At 55.0% G+C, this 17,683-nt stretch carries 18 protein-coding genes; 12 read left to right on the forward strand and 6 right to left on the reverse strand.

Features of this window, described 5'->3' with window-relative positions; genetic code table 11:
• Window positions 1–14: 14 nt before the first annotated feature.
• From NR114_RS12890 to csrD, 5 genes are all read right to left on the reverse strand, one after another.
• A complete protein-coding gene (locus NR114_RS12890) occupies window positions 15–599 on the reverse strand; it encodes a nucleoside triphosphate pyrophosphatase (RefSeq protein WP_020832069.1) in 585 nt (194 codons plus the stop codon).
• Between the two features lie 10 nt (window positions 600–609).
• Entirely contained in the window at window positions 610–1,098 is a 489-nt protein-coding gene (mreD, locus tag NR114_RS12895) for a rod shape-determining protein MreD (protein WP_012147104.1), read from the reverse strand.
• A complete protein-coding gene (gene mreC / locus NR114_RS12900; protein WP_041415027.1) occupies window positions 1,095–2,096 on the reverse strand; it encodes a rod shape-determining protein MreC in 1,002 nt (333 codons plus the stop codon). Before mreC ends, mreD begins: the two co-directional genes overlap by 4 nt.
• Before the next feature lie 94 nt (window positions 2,097–2,190).
• Entirely contained in the window at window positions 2,191–3,234 is a 1,044-nt protein-coding gene (gene mreB, locus NR114_RS12905; protein ID WP_012147106.1) for a rod shape-determining protein MreB, read from the reverse strand.
• A 412-nt stretch (window positions 3,235–3,646) separates the two neighbouring features.
• A complete protein-coding gene (csrD, locus tag NR114_RS12910) occupies window positions 3,647–5,581 on the reverse strand; it encodes an RNase E specificity factor CsrD (protein ID WP_234530551.1) in 1,935 nt (644 codons plus the stop codon).
• Between the two features lie 296 nt (window positions 5,582–5,877).
• On the opposite strand from csrD, the gene NR114_RS12915 reads away from it, so the two are divergent.
• The 11 genes from NR114_RS12915 to fis all read left to right on the forward strand — a co-directional run bounded on the left by NR114_RS12915 (window position 5,878) and on the right by fis (window position 15,815).
• A complete protein-coding gene (locus tag NR114_RS12915) occupies window positions 5,878–6,855 on the forward strand; it encodes an oxidoreductase (RefSeq protein ID WP_122080319.1) in 978 nt (325 codons plus the stop codon).
• A gap of 251 nt (window positions 6,856–7,106) precedes the next feature.
• Window positions 7,107–8,108: a protein-methionine-sulfoxide reductase catalytic subunit MsrP gene (gene msrP / locus NR114_RS12920; protein ID WP_048760001.1), complete on the forward strand. Its 1,002-nt coding sequence runs from the start codon at window positions 7,107–7,109 to the stop codon at window positions 8,106–8,108.
• A complete protein-coding gene (gene msrQ / locus NR114_RS12925; RefSeq protein ID WP_020832077.1) occupies window positions 8,109–8,708 on the forward strand; it encodes a protein-methionine-sulfoxide reductase heme-binding subunit MsrQ in 600 nt (199 codons plus the stop codon). It abuts the gene before it with no gap.
• Window positions 8,709–8,949: 241 nt separating this feature from the next.
• Window positions 8,950–9,402, forward strand: a complete 453-nt coding sequence (gene aroQ, locus NR114_RS12930) for a type II 3-dehydroquinate dehydratase (protein WP_020832079.1) — start codon at window positions 8,950–8,952, stop codon at window positions 9,400–9,402.
• 31 nt (window positions 9,403–9,433) lie between these two features.
• Window positions 9,434–9,898, forward strand: coding sequence for an acetyl-CoA carboxylase biotin carboxyl carrier protein (gene accB / locus NR114_RS12935; protein ID WP_020832085.1), 465 nt, complete (start codon window positions 9,434–9,436; stop codon window positions 9,896–9,898).
• A gap of 10 nt (window positions 9,899–9,908) precedes the next feature.
• Window positions 9,909–11,258, forward strand: a complete 1,350-nt coding sequence (accC, locus tag NR114_RS12940; protein ID WP_020832086.1) for an acetyl-CoA carboxylase biotin carboxylase subunit — start codon at window positions 9,909–9,911, stop codon at window positions 11,256–11,258.
• Window positions 11,259–11,497: 239 nt separating this feature from the next.
• Entirely contained in the window at window positions 11,498–11,740 is a 243-nt protein-coding gene (locus tag NR114_RS12945) for a YhdT family protein (protein WP_234530552.1), read from the forward strand.
• Window positions 11,730–13,175 carry a sodium/pantothenate symporter gene (gene panF, locus NR114_RS12950; RefSeq protein WP_122080321.1) on the forward strand — a complete coding sequence of 482 codons (1,446 nt, stop codon included), beginning with the start codon at window positions 11,730–11,732 and terminating at the stop codon, window positions 13,173–13,175. Before NR114_RS12945 ends, panF begins: the two co-directional genes overlap by 11 nt.
• An 11-nt stretch (window positions 13,176–13,186) precedes the next feature.
• Window positions 13,187–14,068 (forward strand): 50S ribosomal protein L11 methyltransferase, encoded by an 882-nt coding sequence (gene prmA, locus NR114_RS12955; RefSeq protein WP_256814163.1) that lies wholly within the window; start codon window positions 13,187–13,189, stop codon window positions 14,066–14,068.
• Window positions 14,069–14,531: 463 nt separating this feature from the next.
• A complete protein-coding gene (gene dusB / locus NR114_RS12960) occupies window positions 14,532–15,497 on the forward strand; it encodes a tRNA dihydrouridine synthase DusB (protein ID WP_046374956.1) in 966 nt (321 codons plus the stop codon).
• A 21-nt stretch (window positions 15,498–15,518) separates the two neighbouring features.
• Complete coding sequence (gene fis / locus NR114_RS12965) at window positions 15,519–15,815, forward strand: DNA-binding transcriptional regulator Fis (RefSeq protein WP_000462905.1); 297 nt, start codon at window positions 15,519–15,521, stop codon at window positions 15,813–15,815.
• Window positions 15,816–15,937: 122 nt separating this feature from the next.
• Here fis and NR114_RS12970 read toward each other — a convergent pair whose 3' ends face one another.
• Window positions 15,938–16,264 carry a hypothetical protein gene (locus tag NR114_RS12970; RefSeq protein WP_020837135.1) on the reverse strand — a complete coding sequence of 109 codons (327 nt, stop codon included), beginning with the start codon at window positions 16,262–16,264 and terminating at the stop codon, window positions 15,938–15,940.
• 253 nt (window positions 16,265–16,517) lie between these two features.
• Here NR114_RS12970 and lpxO point away from each other — a divergent pair, with 253 nt between their 5' ends.
• Window positions 16,518–17,423, forward strand: coding sequence for a lipid A hydroxylase LpxO (gene lpxO / locus NR114_RS12975; RefSeq protein WP_129984028.1), 906 nt, complete (start codon window positions 16,518–16,520; stop codon window positions 17,421–17,423).
• Window positions 17,424–17,683: the final 260 nt, after the last annotated feature.

Genomic DNA, 17,683 nt, shown 5'->3' on the forward strand with positions numbered 1-17,683 from the left:
AATGGCAGCGCCCATCAACCGGTTCTTACATCACGTAATGCGACAAAATTACTGAGCAGCTCATGTGTTTCGACTAACGGCAGGCCCATCACCGCATGATAACTCCCGGTTATCGTTCTGACGAAACAACCACCCTTTCCTTGAATTCCGTAGGCGCCCGCTTTATCCATCGGCTCGCCCGTAGCAATATAGTCGCAGATATCCTGCTGTGACAGGTTGCGGAATGTCACGTCCGTCACCACCAGTTGGCACAGAACGTCATGGCGATCGGCGATCGCCACCGCAGTCATCACTTGATGCTGTTTACCCGACAGCGCCGCCAGCATTTGTGCCGCGTGCGTCTCGTCCTGAGGTTTTTCCAACACCCGGCCATTGAGCACCACAATGGTATCGGCACCCAGCACCGGCCACGCCTGCGGTGCCAGCGCCACGCCGGCTTTGGCCTTATCCTGAGCCAAACGGCGCACATAGGCTTCCGCGGATTCCCCTTCCTGCCGCTGCTCTTCGGTATCCGTCAGGATAACTTCAAAGGGGACGCCCAACAGGGTCAGTAATTCATGTCGACGGGGAGAGCCGGAGGCCAGATAAAGCGAAGTCATTGTTATACCCTTACTGTACGGCGAACTGACGGCGAATTTTTCGCATCAACAGGAACAACCAAGGCCACAGGATGCCGTTTACCACACTACTCCAGAACACCTCTGGGCGGAAAGAAACGTTGATCACTAAAAACTCGGCCCAGAACACCACAACGTCCATCGCCAGTGACAGCAGCACGACGATCAGCGCCTGTTGCCAGAGCGCCATATTGCGGAACAGTTGGAATTTGAACGCCACCAGATAGGCAATAATACCTAACGCCAGCGCGCGTACGCCCAGCGTGGAACCGAGGATCAGATCCATAATCAGCCCCAGCACGAAGCCGGTGCCGACGTTAACCCGATGAGGCAGCGCCATCACCCAGTAGATCAGGATCAAAGCCAGCCAGGAGGGACGGAACATGTAGATCTGTTCCGGCCACGGCATGATTTGCAGCACCAGCGCCACCAGGAATGATAGCCAGATTATCCAGCGCCCGTTGCTGCGGTAACGATTCATTGCGTGACTCCCGCAGCAGGAGCGGCGGTTTGTACCGCGGCCCCGGTTGCCGGAGCAGGCAGAGGCAGTTGCGGCCCCACCGCATCAGCCGGCGGCAGAACCTGCGGCATCATCTGCATCAGACGCTCATTGGCGACGCGATGAACTTCATCGGGCGGCAACGGCATGTCGCCGTTACGATCGGCCCCCCACAGCAGCAGCAGATAGCGCAAGCGCTGTAACCCTGCGGTTGGTCGAGCCTGAATCACGGTATAGGCGCGCTGATTATCCACTTTGACCGAGGACACCACCGCCACCGGATAGCCTTCAGGGAAGCGACCACCAAGGCCGGATGTGACCAGCACATCACCCACGCGGATATCGGTATTGTTCGGCAGATGTTCAAGCTGTAAATCGTCGGCACAGCCGCTGCCTGCGGCGATCACCCGGATATCGTTGCGCAGCACCTGAATTGGCAGCGCATGTGAAGCATCGCAGATCAGCAACACGCGGCTGGTGACTTTAGCCACCGCCACCACCTGGCCCACTACGCCTTTATCACTGATGACCGGCTGGCCTTCATAAACGCCGTTATCCGATCCTTTGTCGATCACTACCTGATCGCTGTAAGGATCCGAGCCGGTCGAGATCACCTGAGTGACCATTTTGTGTTCGTCCTGGCGCAGCGGCGAGCCTAACAGCTCACGCAAGCGGGCGTTTTCCTGCTTGAATTGGCCAAGAAGAAGAATATCGCTGTTTTTCAGCAGCAGTTCCTGCCGCAGAGCCCGGTTTTCCAGCTCCAGCTGTTGGCGGGTAGCCAGCGTTTCTGAAACGCTGTCCAAAACTTTACGTGGCCCATTGGCCAAAAAATAGAAAGGGCTGACGGCCGTGTCCATGTAGTTACGTATTTTCACGAACGTACCGAGACGGCTATCGGCAACGATCAGGCCAATGGCCACGATCACCGCCAAAAAAAGTCGTAGTTGCAGGGAAGGCCCCCTGCTAAAAATCGGCTTCATAAATTATGCGTGTTCCTCGACAACAGAAAGAGGAACCGTACCTGATTTTCGCTTTGCGCATTCACCCGATACGATTCCTCCTTCTTGGGGCTGACTATTCTTCGCTGAACAAATCGCCGCCATGCATGTCGATCATTTCCAACGCCTTGCCACCGCCGCGGGCTACGCAGGTCAGCGGATCTTCTGCCACGACCACCGGAATGCCGGTTTCTTCCATCAGCAGGCGATCCAGGTTGCGCAGCAATGCGCCACCGCCGGTCAACACCATGCCGCGTTCGGAAATGTCGGAAGCCAGCTCTGGTGGACACTGCTCCAGCGCCACCATCACCGCACTGACGATGCCGGTCAACGGCTCCTGCAGCGCTTCAAGGATTTCATTGGAATTCAGGGTAAAGCCACGTGGCACGCCCTCAGCCAGGTTACGGCCGCGAACTTCGATTTCATGCACTTCATCGCCCGGATAAGCGGAACCGATGCCATGCTTGATACGTTCGGCAGTTGCTTCACCGATCAGTGAGCCGTAGTTACGACGCACGTAATTAATGATAGCTTCGTCGAAACGGTCACCACCGATACGTACAGAAGAAGAGTAGACCACACCGTTCAGTGAGATCACGGCCACTTCAGTGGTACCGCCACCGATATCCACCACCATGGAACCTGTCGCTTCAGAAACCGGCAGGCCGGCACCGATTGCGGCAGCCATAGGTTCTTCAATCAGAAACACCTCACGCGCACCGGCCCCTTGGGCAGATTCGCGGATGGCGCGGCGCTCAACTTGAGTTGCGCCAACCGGCACACACACCAGCACGCGCGGGCTTGGCCGCATGAAGCTGTTGCTGTGAACCTGTTTAATAAAGTGCTGCAGCATTTTTTCGGTCACGAAGAAATCGGCGATCACGCCGTCTTTCATCGGACGAATAGCCGCGATATTGCCGGGCGTACGCCCCAGCATTTGTTTAGCCTCATGACCCACGGCCGCAACGCTCTTGGGTGAACCGGCACGATCCTGGCGAATGGCAACCACCGACGGTTCGTTCAGTACAATGCCTTGCCCTTTAACATAAATCAGGGTATTGGCGGTACCCAAGTCGATGGACAAGTCATTGGAAAACATGCCACGAAATTTCTTAAACATAACTAAAGGATAATCCTGCAAGCTGGGGGCGGAAAATAAAATCCGCCTACTTTACCAACCACACGAAGCAGCGACAAGGCGCAAAAACGTTCTACTTCGGTGAAAAATAGTCTGTATTGTTTCTGCTCGAATGCACGGAAATTGGATGAGGCCTGAATTCCCTGAACAAAGGCTCAGTTTACCACCCTGTCAGCGCACGAAACGGCGTAACACAGCTCATAAAATCTAACATATTCCCTGATTGCCGCTGGTGGTAAGCACCTACCAACGTTCAACAGAAAAGGACTGACAAGAGCCTATATCAAATAGGCGTCATTGTCGCAGGCAGTTTGGGGGTTATCCCAAAATGACAGAGAAAAAAGCCCAGATGAATTGGCGCTCATTCTACGTTAATTTTTGTTCGGTATTCAGGTTAAACACGATAACGACGCGAATATTTTTTACGCCCGACGTCTATCGGTTCCGGCGACGCGAAAAAGTCGCCCTGTCCACCGAGGATCCCCCGCTCTTTCAGCGTCTGCCACTCATTACGCGTCCGCACGCTGGCGGCGAAAACCTGAGTGTTGGTACCTTCACAGGCGCCGGTCAGGCTCTGAACGAACAGCTGATTTTCATCACGCTTATCAATACTCCGCACCAGACCCGGATGGAGCTTAACCAATTCCACCGGTAAGGACTTGATATAGGAGGTACTTACCACGGTTAACCCGGCCTGGGACACCGCCAGACGACAGCCCAGCCCTGACAGTAACTTCAGTACCGGACGTAAACGGTCGATATGTTGACACACGTCTGCCTCTGCAAGTTCAATCAGAATTCGCCGACGATGACTTTTTTCACACTGTAACAGGCTATCACGCAGCCAACGCTGGAAACTACGCTGCAACAGTGAGTCTACGCTCAGCGTAAAAGCCAATGTCTCTTCGGGCCACAGCGTCAGTAAAGGAAGAATACGGCTCAGATGTTGACGATCGTAGCTTTCCGCCAGCCCTAACTGCCGCACCAGAGGCATATACTCCGATGGCAGCAGTTCCTGGGTGCCATCGTAGATCCGGCTCATGATCTCACGGTGATGCACTTCCCCTTCTACCGTCACCGCCGGTTTCTGATACAAACGCGGGCCTCCCCGCGCCAGCACCTGTTCCAGCAGGGTGCGCCACTTGACGCTGCCGCGCCCTTTTTCCGGCACCTGGCTGTCATAAACGTACCAGCCGTTTTCGCCTTGCAACGTAGCATGGCGCGTTGCCTGCTCCGCGTAATCGATCACCTGTTCGGTGGTTTGTCCGCTGCGGTACGCCACGATGCCAATGTGCAGGAATGCTTCACGATCGATAAGCGCCGTTGAAGGCAAGGCATCAATCGCGTTCACCAACTGCGAAGCAATGCCGTCCGCCTCTTTCAGGGTTCGATGCGGTAACAACACGGTGAAATCGCTGTGGAAATAACGTGCCAGCAGCGCCGCCGGATAACGCATCACGAAGGTCGACAACAGATTGACCAGCGAGTACATCAGTTCCTGCACCGCGCCATTGCCGTGAATTTCCCGCAGCGTGTCAAAATCGGGCAGTCGTACCATCATCACAATGCCGTGCGAGCCTTCCTCTTCCAGTTGAGTGGTTAGCTGGTTGTCGAAGAACAGGCGGTTATTCAGGCCAGTTTTGGCATCCTGAGCGGCAAAGGCGCGGATCAAGGTATCGACCCGATTACGTTCCTCGCGCGCTTCCGCCAAATCTGCCAGCAAGCGATCGAGCGCGCCACTGACGTTCGCCGGCCATTCGCGCATATCGCCCTGCATCACGCTCTCTCTTTCACCGTTAAGAATGCGCCGTGCACGGCGTTCCAGCCGATCCTCTCCGTCGGCCTGATCGCGAAGCCAGCGCAGGCTAAACAGCAAGATCACCACCATCACAACGATCGAAAGCGTCACGGCGGCAGTAGATTGCAACGAGCGTACGTCGCTGGCGAAAGGATCGATATAAGTAATTTGCAGCGCCGCGCCGGGATGCTGCATCAGCGGCAAAGCCACCTGCCTGTAACCGTTGAGCGGATCCCAGGGCTGTTTGTTGAGCGTCGGCAATTTATAGGAAAGGAGGTTACTGTGGCTGGTATCCACGCTGACCGCCACAATGCCCAGTGGACGCATCACCAACGGCAACCAGCGTTTCTGTTCCTCTGGGGACTCATGCAGCATCGCCTGATCGAGCGAGGTCATCAGCGACTCGAAGCGGCGATCCAGACGCTCCTGAGTGACGTAAAAGAAGCTGTATGAGCAGCCCATCAGCATCAAAAACATCGCCAAAGCAACAAGCAAGGTGATCAATGCAGAGAGTTTGGTGGTGAATCGCATCCCTGTGCCTTGTCCGGTATGGTTACGTGAGTTTTCACCTTTGGAAGTATAAAGGCCCCGAATCCGCTCAAATGAATCCAACACAATATCCTGATTTTTTTAATGAATAGCGGGTACCGCTCCGGCGATACCCGTTGTCGGTTCACGCCACCCAAGCTACCAAGCCTCGACAACGAAGAAAACCTTCAATCACCCTTTTTTGTCTTTTATCAGGACATAAATTTCTTATATGCATATAGTCAATTAAATCTGGTTCAGCCATCCATGGCAAAAATGCAAACAAGAGGAAGAGTGACATGCGTGCACTGTTATTGGAACAACAAGGCGATCAAACTCTGGCTCACATCAAGGATATCAGCAGCGATCTGCTGCCCGACGGCGATGTCCTGGTGGACGTCAACTGGTCCAGCCTTAACTATAAAGATGCGTTGGCGATCACCGGCAAAGGCAAGATCGTGCGTAACTTCCCGATGGTGCCAGGCATCGATTTCGCCGGTACGGTACGCGAAAGCCGCGACGATCGTTTTAAAGAAGGCCAAAGCGTGGTGCTCACCGGTTGGGGCGTGGGTGAAAACCACTGGGGTGGCCTGGCCGAACAGGCACGAGTCTCAGGCGAATGGCTGGTGCCCTTGCCAAACGGGCTGGATGAACGCAAAGCGATGATCCTGGGTACCGCCGGCTTTACCGCCATGCTGTGCGTGATGGCGCTTGAAGAAGGTGGCGTGCGCCCGGACGACGGCGATATTTTGGTTACCGGTGCCAGCGGCGGCGTAGGCAGCACGGCCATCGCCATTCTGGCGGCGTTGGGCTATCACGTCACCGCCATCAGCGGCCGCGAGAGCAATACCGAGTATCTGAAAGCGCTGGGCGCCAAAGAAGTCCTGTCGCGCGACGGCTACCTGGAAGCCCCGCGTCCGCTGGAAAAGCAACTCTGGGCCGGGGCGGTCGATACCGTTGGCGACACGCTGCTGGCGCGAGTCCTGGCACAGATGAATTATAACGGCACGGTCGCCGCCTGTGGCCTGGCCGGTGGCTATCACCTGCCCACCACGGTGATGCCGTTTATCCTGCGCAACGTTCGCCTGCAGGGCGTGGACTCGGTGCATACGCCACTGCATCGCCGCCAAACCGCCTGGGAACGGCTAGCCGGTATTTTGCCGGACAGTTTCTACCAACAGGCCACCCAGGAAATCACTTTGGAACAGGCACCGGCCACCGCCGCCGCGCTGCTGAATCATCAAGTGACCGGTCGCACTCTGGTTAAAATCCGCTAAAGCTTAAATCGCCCCCCGGCAACGGGGGGAACATTCGCCTGCGAAATTTCATATTTTCCCGCGCCCTCTCGCATATGGCCTGATTTCACGCCATGCTTACAACACAGATACCCCAGCATACTGTAGGGGCGTTGCATGCTGCGTCCGCGTTAATCGGGCTCAGAAGGTTACCCCCTACAGTCACTCTGACGGGAGCAGGTTTGAGTACCCGCACCTGAAAGGCGGCGGGGATGAAACGCGGAGAAAACACCATGAGAAAGCCCCCTAAATTGACCGAAGCCGATGTCACGCCCGAGAGCGTGTTCCATCAGCGGCGCAAAGTGCTGCAGGCGTTGGGTATCACCGCCGCGTCGCTGGCCTTGCCGCATAATGCGCAGGCCGATTTGCTGTCATGGTTCAAAGGCAACGATCGGCCCAAGGCCCCCGCCGGCAAACCGCTGTCATTCAGCAAGCCTGCGGCCTGGCAGGCGCAACTGGCCATGACGCCGGAAGACAAAGTCACCGGTTACAACAACTTCTACGAATTCGGTCTGGATAAAGCCGATCCTGCCGCGAATGCCGGCGGCCTGAAAACCGAAGGCTGGAAAGTGCGTATCGACGGTGAGGTCGCCAAACCGATCACATTGGATATCGATGACTTGATCAAACGCTTCCCGCTGGAACAACGCATCTACCGTATGCGCTGCGTGGAGGCCTGGTCGATGGTCGTGCCCTGGATTGGCTTTGAGCTGGGTAAGCTGATCAAGCTGGCGGAGCCGAACAGCAATGCCCGCTACGTCGCTTTCCAAACGCTGTACGACCCGGAACAGATGCCGGGCCAGAAGGATCGTTTTATCGGCGGCGGGCTGAAATACCCTTATGTTGAAGGGCTGCGTCTCGATGAGGCCATGAACCCATTGGCCCTGCTGACCGTCGGCGTATACGGCAAAACGCTGCCGCCGCAAAACGGTGCGCCGCTGCGGTTGATCACCCCCTGGAAATACGGCTTTAAAGGCATTAAGTCGATCGTCCATATCCGTCTGGTGCGTGATCAGCCGCCCACCACCTGGAATGAATCTGCGCCGAATGAGTACGGCTTCTATGCCAACGTAAACCCGAACGTCGATCATCCACGCTGGTCACAGGCCACCGAACGCTTTATCGGTTCCGGCGGCATCCTGGACGTTAAACGCCAACCCACGCTGCTGTTTAACGGCTATGGCGAACAGGTAGCGTCGCTGTACCGCGGCCTGGATCTAAGGGAGAATTTTTAGGTGCGTTTAACTCCGGCTCATATCAAGTGGATTAAGGTCGCCATTTATCTGGCGGCATTCCTGCCTTTTCTCTGGCTGGTGCTGTCGGTGGACCAGGGTTGGTTCAGCGCCGATCCGGCCAAAGACATTCAACACTTTACCGGCAGAATGACGTTGAAACTGTTGCTGGCGACCTTGATGATTGCGCCACTGGCGCGCTATGCCCGGCAACCGCTGCTGATTCGCTGTCGTCGTCTGGTGGGACTATGGTGTTTTGCCTGGGGCACGCTGCATCTGATAAGCTATTCGACGCTGGAGCTGGGGCTGAGCAATATCGGCCTGCTGGGGCGTGAACTGGTCACCCGCCCTTACCTGACGCTCGGCATTGTCAGTTGGCTGATCCTGCTGGCGCTGGCCGCAACCTCCACGCTGTGGGCGATGCGTAAACTGGGGGCCAAATGGCAGACGTTGCATAATCTGGTCTATCTGGTGGCGATCCTGGCACCGATTCACTACCTGTGGTCGGTAAAAACCTTTTCGCCGCAGCCCTTCATTTATGCTCTGCTGGCCGTCGCGCTACTGGCGCTGCGATACAAGAAATTCCGCAATTGGTGGCGTTAAAAGCCGGAACTTTTCTGTGTTCTACCCCTCATAATGCAATATCGCCCTGGCCAGTTTACTGATTTAGGGTTGAATATCTTCGCTGATAAGACCAGTATTTAGCTGCGAATTGCTACGATATCGTTATAATGCCCGACCTTGTTCCTGTTCTCAGGGTGAATTTTCCCCTTAACAGGTGACAAATCTGTGACGTCGGGTTATTTTCTACGATGATGGTTTTATTGCCGGAGATACCAGCACAATGGCGGATAAGTTTCACATTTTGCTTCTGAACGGCCCCAATCTGAATCTGCTGGGGACGCGTGAGCCGGAGAAGTACGGCAGCACGACGTTAACAGAGATTGTTAACGGATTGGAAAACCAGGCATCCGCACTGGATATTACCCTGAGCCATCTGCAGTCTAACGCCGAACATGCGCTGATCGACCGCATACATCAGGCGCGCGGCAACACAGATTTTATTCTGATTAACCCTGCCGCGTTCACGCATACCAGCGTGGCGCTGCGTGATGCATTGCTGGCGGTGCAGATCCCGTTTATCGAGATCCACCTCTCCAACGTGCATGCCCGAGAGCCTTTCCGCCATCACTCTTACCTCTCCGATATTGCGGTAGGCGTGATTTGCGGCCTCGGCGCGGATGGCTACACATTTGCTTTACAGGCAGCGGTTAACCGTCTGTCGAAAACCCACTAATTGCTACGCAAAAGAGTACGGAATCACACTCATGGATATTCGTAAAATCAAGAAACTGATCGAACTGGTTGAAGAATCAGGTATTTCTGAACTGGAAATTTCTGAAGGCGAAGAGTCAGTTCGCATCAGCCGCGCTGCTCCAGCGCAGGCTTACCCAATGATGCCACAGGCATACGCAATGCCGGCACAGCCGCAGCCAGCACTGGCTACCGCCGTTGCCAGCGCGCCAGCCGAAACGCCTGCAGCACCAGCGGCCATGAGTGGCCACGTCGTTCGTTCCCCAATGGTCGGTACTTTCTACCGCACGCCAAGCCCGGATGCGAAAGCCTTCATCGAAGTCGGCCAGAAAGTGAACGCCGGCGACACTCTGTGCATCGTTGAAGCAATGAAAATGATGAACCAGATCGAAGCGGACAAATCCGGCGTGGTGAAAGCCATCCTGGTAGAGAACGGCCAACCGGTAGAATTTGACGAGCCACTGGTCGTCATCGAATAACGAGGCGAACATGCTTGATAAAATTGTTATCGCCAACCGTGGCGAGATCGCGCTTCGTATCCTGCGTGCTTGTAAAGAGCTGGGCATCAAAACCGTTGCCGTGCACTCGACAGCCGATCGCGATCTGAAACACGTACTGCTGGCTGACGAGACCGTGTGTATCGGTCCTGCGCCATCGGTAAAAAGTTACCTGAATATCCCGGCAATCATCTCTGCGGCTGAAATCACCGGCGCAGTGGCGATCCACCCGGGCTACGGCTTCCTGTCTGAAAACGCCGATTTCGCCGAGCAGATCGAACGCTCCGGCTTTATCTTCATTGGCCCGAGAGCCGAAACTATCCGCCTGATGGGCGACAAGGTTTCTGCCATCAATGCCATGAAGAAAGCAGGCGTGCCTTGCGTACCTGGCTCTGATGGCCCGCTGACCGACGACATGGATAAAAACCGTGCCTTCGCCAAGCGCATCGGCTACCCGGTTATCATCAAGGCATCCGGCGGCGGCGGCGGTCGTGGCATGCGCGTAGTGCGCAGCGACAAAGACCTCGAGCAATCCATTTCCATGACCAAGGCGGAGGCCAAAGCGGCTTTCAACAACGACATGGTTTACATGGAAAAATACCTGGAAAACCCACGCCATATCGAAATTCAGGTGTTGGCGGACGGTCAGGGTAACGCCATCTATCTGGCCGAGCGCGACTGCTCCATGCAGCGCCGCCACCAGAAAGTGGTTGAAGAGGCTCCGGCACCGGGCATCACCAGCGAAATGCGCCGTTATATCGGCGAGCGCTGCTCGAAGGCCTGTGTGGAAATCGGTTACCGCGGCGCGGGCACTTTCGAGTTCCTGTATGAAAACGGCGAGTTCTATTTCATCGAAATGAACACCCGTATTCAGGTTGAGCATCCGGTTACCGAGATGATCACCGGCGTGGATCTGATCAAAGAGCAGCTGCGTATCGCTGCCGGTCAGCCTTTGTCGATCAAACAGGAAGAAGTGAAGGTTCACGGCCACGCGGTAGAATGCCGTATCAACGCCGAAGACCCGAACACCTTCCTGCCTAGCCCAGGCAAGATCACCCGTTTCCACGCGCCAGGCGGTTTCGGCGTGCGTTGGGAATCTCATATTTACGCCGGTTATACCGTACCGCCGTACTATGATTCCATGATCGGCAAACTGATCACCTACGGTGAAAACCGTGACGTGGCGATTGCCCGCATGAAGAACGCCCTGGCTGAGCTGATCATCGATGGCATCAAAACCAACGTTGAACTGCAACAGCGGATCATGAGCGACGAAAACTTCCAGCACGGTGGCACCAACATCCACTATCTGGAGAAAAAGCTCGGTCTGCAGGAAACCTAAGGCAGGCTATTCGCATCGCCTGACAGAAGGCCGGTTAATCACCGGCCTTTTTCTTTACTGCTTTGGGTCACTCAATGGATGATCAAATCCATAATAGTTGTATACCCTAAATAATTGGAGTTGCATCAAGGCGGCAAAGGAGCGCATCCCGATGAGCTTACTGTAGTAAGTGATTCGGGTAAGTGAGCGCAGCCAACACAGAGGCAGCTTCAAGTATGACGGGTATATTGGAGAAACGGATGGACACACGTTTTATTCAAGCTCACCGCGAGGCGCGCTGGGCTCTGAGCCTGACGCTGCTTTATCTGCTGGCCTGGTCGCTGGCAGCCTATCTGCCGGACAGCGCATCCGGTATTACCGGTCTGCCGCACTGGTTCGAAATGGCCTGCCTGTTGGTTCCGCTGCTGTTCATCGGCCTGTGTTGGCTAATGGTACGCGGCATATTCCGCGATATTTCGCTGGAGGACGGCGATGCAAACTGAAGTCATTCTGCCGCTGGTCGCCTATCTGGTGCTGGTGTTCGGGCTGTCGGTTTACGCCTATAGCCGACGCCAGAGCGGCAACTTCCTCAGCGAATATTTTCTGGGCAACCGATCGATGGGCGGCTTCGTACTGGCCATGACCTTGACCGCCACCTATATCAGTGCCAGTTCGTTTATCGGGGGCCCCGGCGCCGCCTATAAATACGGCCTTGGCTGGGTGCTGTTGGCGATGATCCAACTGCCGGCGGTTTGGCTTTCACTGGGCGTGCTGGGCAAGAAGTTTGCCATTCTGGCGCGCCGCTACAACGCCATTACCCTGAACGACATGCTTTACGGCCGCTATCAAAGTCGTCTGTTGGTCTGGCTGGCCAGCCTCAGCCTGCTGGTGGCGTTCCTGGGTGCCATGACGGTGCAGTTTATCGGCGGCGCGCGCCTGCTGGAAACCGCAGCCGGTATTCCTTACGACACCGGTTTGCTGATCTTCGGTATCAGCATCGCGCTGTATACCGCCTTTGGCGGCTTCCGCGCCAGCGTGCTCAATGACGCCATGCAGGGGCTGGTGATGCTGATCGGCACCGTGCTGCTGCTGGTTGCGGTGATTCACGCCGCCGGCGGCCTGCACAGCGCCGTAGATAAGCTGCAACAGATTGACCCCGCGCTGGTATCACCGCAGGGCGGTGAACAGATCCTCAGCCTGCCGTTTATGGCATCGTTCTGGATCCTGGTGTGCTTTGGCGTGATTGGCCTGCCGCACACGGCGGTGCGCTGCATCTCCTACAAGGACAGCAAAGCAGTGCATCGCGGGATCATCCTCGGCACCATGGTGGTCGCGGTTCTGATGTTTGGCATGCATCTGGCTGGCGCGCTGGGCCGGGCGGTATTGCCGGACCTGAAGATCCCCGATCAGGTGATCCCGACGCTGATGATCACCGTGCTGCCGCCTTATGCCGCCGGTATTTTCCTGGCGGCGCCGATGGCGGCAATCATGTCGACCATTAACGCCCAATTGCTGCAATCTTCCGCCACCATCATCAAAGATCTCTACCTTGGCGTACGCCCACAGCACATGCAGAACGAGCGCCTGATCAAACGCTTCTCCAGCCTGACCACGTTGATTTTGGGCTTGCTGGTGCTGTTGGCGGCCTGGCGGCCACCGGAAATGATCATCTGGCTGAACCTGCTGGCATTTGGCGGCCTGGAAGCGGTATTCCTGTGGCCACTGGTGCTGGGCCTGTACTGGGAACGCGCCAATGCGCAGGGAGCACTTAGCTCAATGGTGACGGGTGCGGTATGCTATACGCTATTGGCCAGCTTTAATCTGCAGCTAGCAGGGTTGCACCCTATCGTGCCTTCGCTGCTGCTTAGCCTGCTGGCGTTTTATATCGGTAACGTCATAGGCGAAAAGCGCCGAGTGGCGTCATCATTAGCCTCTTAAAGAGAATTGTTATGCCTTGGATCCAACTAAAACTGAACACCACCGGCAGCCAGGCGGAAGACCTGAGCGACGCGCTGGTTGAAAGCGGCGCCGTATCGGTCACCTTCCAGGACACCCACGATAATCCAGTGTTCGAACCGCTACCGGGCGAGACCCTGCTGTGGGGCGACACTGATGTGATCGGGTTGTACGATGCCGAAACCGACATGGCCGACGTGGTCGCCATGCTGGAACAGCACCCGCTGCTGGGCGTCGGCTTCCGCCATAAAATTGAACAGCTGGAAGACAAGGACTGGGAGCGCGAGTGGATGGACAACTTCCACCCGATGCGCTTCGGCGAACGTCTGTGGATCTGCCCAAGCTGGCGCGACGTGCCCGACCCGAACGCGGTCAACGTCATGCTGGACCCGGGCCTGGCATTTGGTACCGGCACTCACCCAACGACTGCACTGTGCCTTCAATGGCTAGACGGCCTCGATCTGGCTGGTAAAACCATTATCGACTTCGGCTGTGGTTCCGGCATCCTGGCAATTGCCGCGTTGAAGCTCGGTGCAGCGCGCGCTATCGGCATCGATATCGATCCCCAGGCCATTCAGGCCAGCCGCGACAACGCGCAGCGTAACGGCGTTTCAGAGCGTCTGGAGCTGTATCTGCCAAAAGACCAGCCTGCCGATCTGCAGGCCGACGTGGTCGTCGCCAACATCCTGGCGGGCCCATTGCGTGAGCTGGCCCCCTTGATCGGCTGTCTGCCGAAGTCCGGCGGTTATCTGGGCCTGTCCGGCGTGCTGGCAACACAGGCGGCAAGCGTGGCGCAAGCCTATGAAGAGAAATTCACGCTGGATCCGGTCGCAGAGCGTGAAGAGTGGTGCCGCATCACCGGTCAGCGTAGGTAATCCCCTTACTGCCCTGATAAAAACCACCGCCAACGTAGCCCGTGGCGGTGGTTTTTTGTTTTTCCTGTCTACGCGACGTCGGCACCCCGCCCCTTTGAAACGCCATGCCAAATTCACGTGGCCCTGAATATTTTCTGCCTAAGCCTTCACCACGCGATTTCAGCATAATTCAGCCCATTCTCAATGAAAAACCCTGCCAAACGACTTAAATCACTGCCGTTCTCGAGCTGAATCGAGACTCATTACAGATAAAATCCTGTTGTGTTGGGAATATTTTATAGCGCACTAATTAACCAAAATCAGGCAAGCCATTGTTAAGTATATATAATATTTTTATGAATCCCGACAAACCGCATTTTTAATGGCGAATAGCGGCCAATTGGTCAAAGTTTGGCCTTTCATCTCAGCGCAAAAATGCGTAATATACGCGCCCTTGCGGACACAGTATGGTTACTCTTTGTCTATGCGCATTGGACACCACCAGCTTACAAATTGCCTGATTGCGGCCCCGATGGCCGGCATTACAGATCGCCCATTTAGGACCCTATGTCATGCGATGGGTGCTGGGATGGCTGTATCCGAAATGCTCTCCTCCAATCCGGAGGTGTGGCGGACGGATAAGTCGCGTCTGCGTATGGTCCATAGCGATGAACCAGGGATCCGTTCCGTGCAGATTGCCGGATGCGATCCGGATGATATGGCCGCCGCGGCGCGTATTAACGTGGCCGGCGGTGCACAGATCATCGACATCAATATGGGTTGCCCGGCCAAGAAAGTGAACCGGAAACTTGCAGGGTCTGCTTTGCTGCAGTACCCGGATCTGGTTAAACAGATCCTCCACGCGGTGGTTAACGCCGTGGATGTGCCGGTAACGCTTAAGATCCGCACTGGCTGGGCGCCAGAACACCGTAACTGTGTAGAGATTGCCCAACTGGCCGAAGACTGTGGTATACAGGCCCTGACTATTCATGGCCGAACCCGTGCCTGCCTGTTCAACGGCGACGCGGAGTACGACAGCATTCGGGCAGTTAAGCAGAATGTTTCCATTCCGATTATCGCGAATGGTGACATTACTGACCCGCATAAAGCCAGAGCAGTGCTCGACTACACTGGGGCTGATGCCCTGATGATAGGCCGCGCTGCTCAGGGGAGACCCTGGATCTTCCGGGAAATCCAGCATTATCTGGACACTGGGGAACTGCTGCCCCCTCTGCCACTTGGCGAGGTTAAGCGTTTGTTGATAGGGCATATTCGGGAATTGCACGGCTTTTACGGCCAAGGCAAGGGATTCCGGATTGCTCGTAAGCACGTATCCTGGTATCTCCAGGAGCACGCCCCGAATGACCAGTTTCGGCGCACATTCAACGCCATAGAGGATGCCAGCGAACAGCTGGAGGCGTTGGAGGCATATTTCGAAAATCTTGCGTAACAAAAAAGAGCTGACAGAACTATGTTCGAACAACGCGTAAATTCTGACGTACTGACCGTTTCAACCGTGAACTCACAGGATCAAGTGACTCAAAAGCCTCTGCGTGACTCGGTTAAACAAGCACTGAAGAACTATTTTGCTCAACTGAATGGTCAAGACGTTAACGATCTGTATGAGCTGGTATTGGCTGAAGTTGAACAGCCACTGTTGGACATGGTGATGCAATACACCCGTGGCAACCAGACCCGTGCAGCCCTGATGATGGGCATCAACCGCGGTACGCTGCGTAAGAAATTGAAAAAATACGGCATGAACTGATACTAGTCAGTTGGCATGTTGAAAAGGCGCAACCTCGCAAGAGGCGGCGCCTTTTTCTTTTTCCGGATTGCGGGCAATAAAAAAGGCCGGAAGCCCGGCCCTCTTGCAGTATAGCTACCGAGTTATTCGGTGACTTTGTTCTTTAGGCTTTCCGTTTCTTGCTTGGTTTTATCCCAGGCTTTCTCGGTACCTTGTTTGGTGCTGTGCCAGGCTTTTTGCGTACCCTCGGTCACTTTGCTGCCCGTAGTATCGCTTTTGCCTTCAGCAGCATGCTTAGCTTTCAGCTTCAGCTCATCGCCTTTATCCTGCGTTTGGTGCAGTTTTTCTTTGGCGGTATCTGCGCCCTTGTGCGCTTGCGCAACAACCTCATCGCTGGCCTGCGTCGTAGTTGCAGCAAACACCGGAGAAGCGAGTAACAATGCAGACAAGGCAAAAATTGATTTTTTCATAATTCCCTCTTTTCAGATACGTGCTATTCAGCCTAGAACAAGATGGCATAATTTTTCTCTTATGCGCCTTAGGAATAGGACTAAAATGCCAAAACACGATACAAAAGCTCTTCAACATTCAGTTGTTCGAACTTTTATGCTACCCCTGCTACTTACCGCGTTCGCTCCAATCAAGGCACAAAAAATTAAAATTTTTCATGTCACAAACTATAATTTATCCGTTTTTTAACACGCAATAAATAGGATGGATTCTATGGTTGCTGTCATCATCATTGGCATATTTATCATCAGCTTTGCCTATGCGCACTCCCGCGGAAAAGAAAAACTAAAAGTGACACGTCAGCTTTTTGATCACTCTACATTTATGGGGCCGATCAATATGTTCATGACGGGTTTTTCACGACTGCCTGCCAAACAGCCTTATTTCGATCCTCGTGAGTTTCCCGAGTTGCAGATCCTGAGCGACAACTGGTCGACGATCCGCGATGAAGCAGTTCGCTTGCAAGATCATATCAAGAAGGCGCAATCGCACAACGATGCTGGCTTCAATACCTTCTTCAAACGCGGTTGGAAACGTTTTTACCTCAAATGGTACAGCGACAGCCACCCGTCAGCCGAAGCGCTATGTCCGCAGACGGTTGAGTTGCTGAATCGCCTCCCATCGGTTAAGGCAGCCATGTTTGCCGAGTTACCGGCCGGTAGCCATCTGGGCAAACATCGCGATCCCTATGCCGGCTCGGTGCGTTATCATCTGGGGCTGGTAACCCCCAATGACGATCGCTGTTTCATCGACGTAGATGGGCAGCAACACAGTTGGCGTGACGGCCAGTCGGTGATTTTCGATGAAACCTATGTGCATTGGGCGCAAAACGCCACTAACCAGACACGAATCATCCTGTTCTGTGATATTGAACGGCCAATGAAATGGCGTTGGGCACAGGCGGTAAATCATTGGGTCGGTGCCACCCTCATGTCGGCCGCCAGTTCACCTAACGATGATAAAGACCGCACCGGCTTCATCAACCGGATATTCAAATACGTCAACGCCGCGCGTGATGCCGGTCAAGGCCTGAAAGCCCGTAATCGCCGTGGGTATTACCTGCTAAAATGGCTGGTGATTGCCGCAATTTTCGCCGCCATCATCTTTCCCAGCCTGTAAAATTCCGATCTTCAATAGGGGTACAACACGAATGAGAATATTCGCATGCCCCTCTTCTGCTGCACCCAGTATTGTGTGATACAATACGCATTCCTAGAGCCGCCTTCGCTGGCCTACAGCCCTCCTTCCGAAGCCTGATAGCAGCGCGAACCGCCCTTCGAGTGTAAAGATTTAGTCAATTATGGAATCTGGCTAAACCATAGTGGTATCTGGGTGTCTGAGTGGTTGTATCGCAATTGAGTGGATCTTTATGCGTTACA

Origin of the sequence: Serratia sp. Ser99 (assembly GCF_024519545.1) — a bacterium.
Taxonomy (GTDB): domain Bacteria; phylum Pseudomonadota; class Gammaproteobacteria; order Enterobacterales; family Enterobacteriaceae; genus Serratia; species Serratia liquefaciens.

What these genes read in the sequence shown, in the direction of transcription:
- NR114_RS12890 (WP_020832069.1), bottom strand. Translation starts at nt 599, where the DNA reads ATGACTTCGCTTTATCTGGCCTCCGGCTCTCCCCGTCGACATGAATTA.
- mreD (WP_012147104.1), bottom strand. Translation starts at nt 1,098, where the DNA reads ATGAATCGTTACCGCAGCAACGGGCGCTGGATAATCTGGCTATCATTC.
- mreC (WP_041415027.1), bottom strand. Translation starts at nt 2,096, where the DNA reads ATGAAGCCGATTTTTAGCAGGGGGCCTTCCCTGCAACTACGACTTTTT.
- mreB (WP_012147106.1), bottom strand. Translation starts at nt 3,234, where the DNA reads ATGTTTAAGAAATTTCGTGGCATGTTTTCCAATGACTTGTCCATCGAC.
- csrD (WP_234530551.1), bottom strand. Translation starts at nt 5,581, where the DNA reads ATGCGATTCACCACCAAACTCTCTGCATTGATCACCTTGCTTGTTGCT.
- NR114_RS12915 (WP_122080319.1), top strand. Translation starts at nt 5,878, where the DNA reads ATGCGTGCACTGTTATTGGAACAACAAGGCGATCAAACTCTGGCTCAC.
- msrP (WP_048760001.1), top strand. Translation starts at nt 7,107, where the DNA reads ATGAGAAAGCCCCCTAAATTGACCGAAGCCGATGTCACGCCCGAGAGC.
- aroQ (WP_020832079.1), top strand. Translation starts at nt 8,950, where the DNA reads ATGGCGGATAAGTTTCACATTTTGCTTCTGAACGGCCCCAATCTGAAT.
- accB (WP_020832085.1), top strand. Translation starts at nt 9,434, where the DNA reads ATGGATATTCGTAAAATCAAGAAACTGATCGAACTGGTTGAAGAATCA.
- accC (WP_020832086.1), top strand. Translation starts at nt 9,909, where the DNA reads ATGCTTGATAAAATTGTTATCGCCAACCGTGGCGAGATCGCGCTTCGT.
- NR114_RS12945 (WP_234530552.1), top strand. Translation starts at nt 11,498, where the DNA reads ATGGACACACGTTTTATTCAAGCTCACCGCGAGGCGCGCTGGGCTCTG.
- panF (WP_122080321.1), top strand. Translation starts at nt 11,730, where the DNA reads ATGCAAACTGAAGTCATTCTGCCGCTGGTCGCCTATCTGGTGCTGGTG.
- prmA (WP_256814163.1), top strand. Translation starts at nt 13,187, where the DNA reads ATGCCTTGGATCCAACTAAAACTGAACACCACCGGCAGCCAGGCGGAA.
- dusB (WP_046374956.1), top strand. Translation starts at nt 14,532, where the DNA reads ATGCGCATTGGACACCACCAGCTTACAAATTGCCTGATTGCGGCCCCG.
- fis (WP_000462905.1), top strand. Translation starts at nt 15,519, where the DNA reads ATGTTCGAACAACGCGTAAATTCTGACGTACTGACCGTTTCAACCGTG.
- NR114_RS12970 (WP_020837135.1), bottom strand. Translation starts at nt 16,264, where the DNA reads ATGAAAAAATCAATTTTTGCCTTGTCTGCATTGTTACTCGCTTCTCCG.
- lpxO (WP_129984028.1), top strand. Translation starts at nt 16,518, where the DNA reads ATGGTTGCTGTCATCATCATTGGCATATTTATCATCAGCTTTGCCTAT.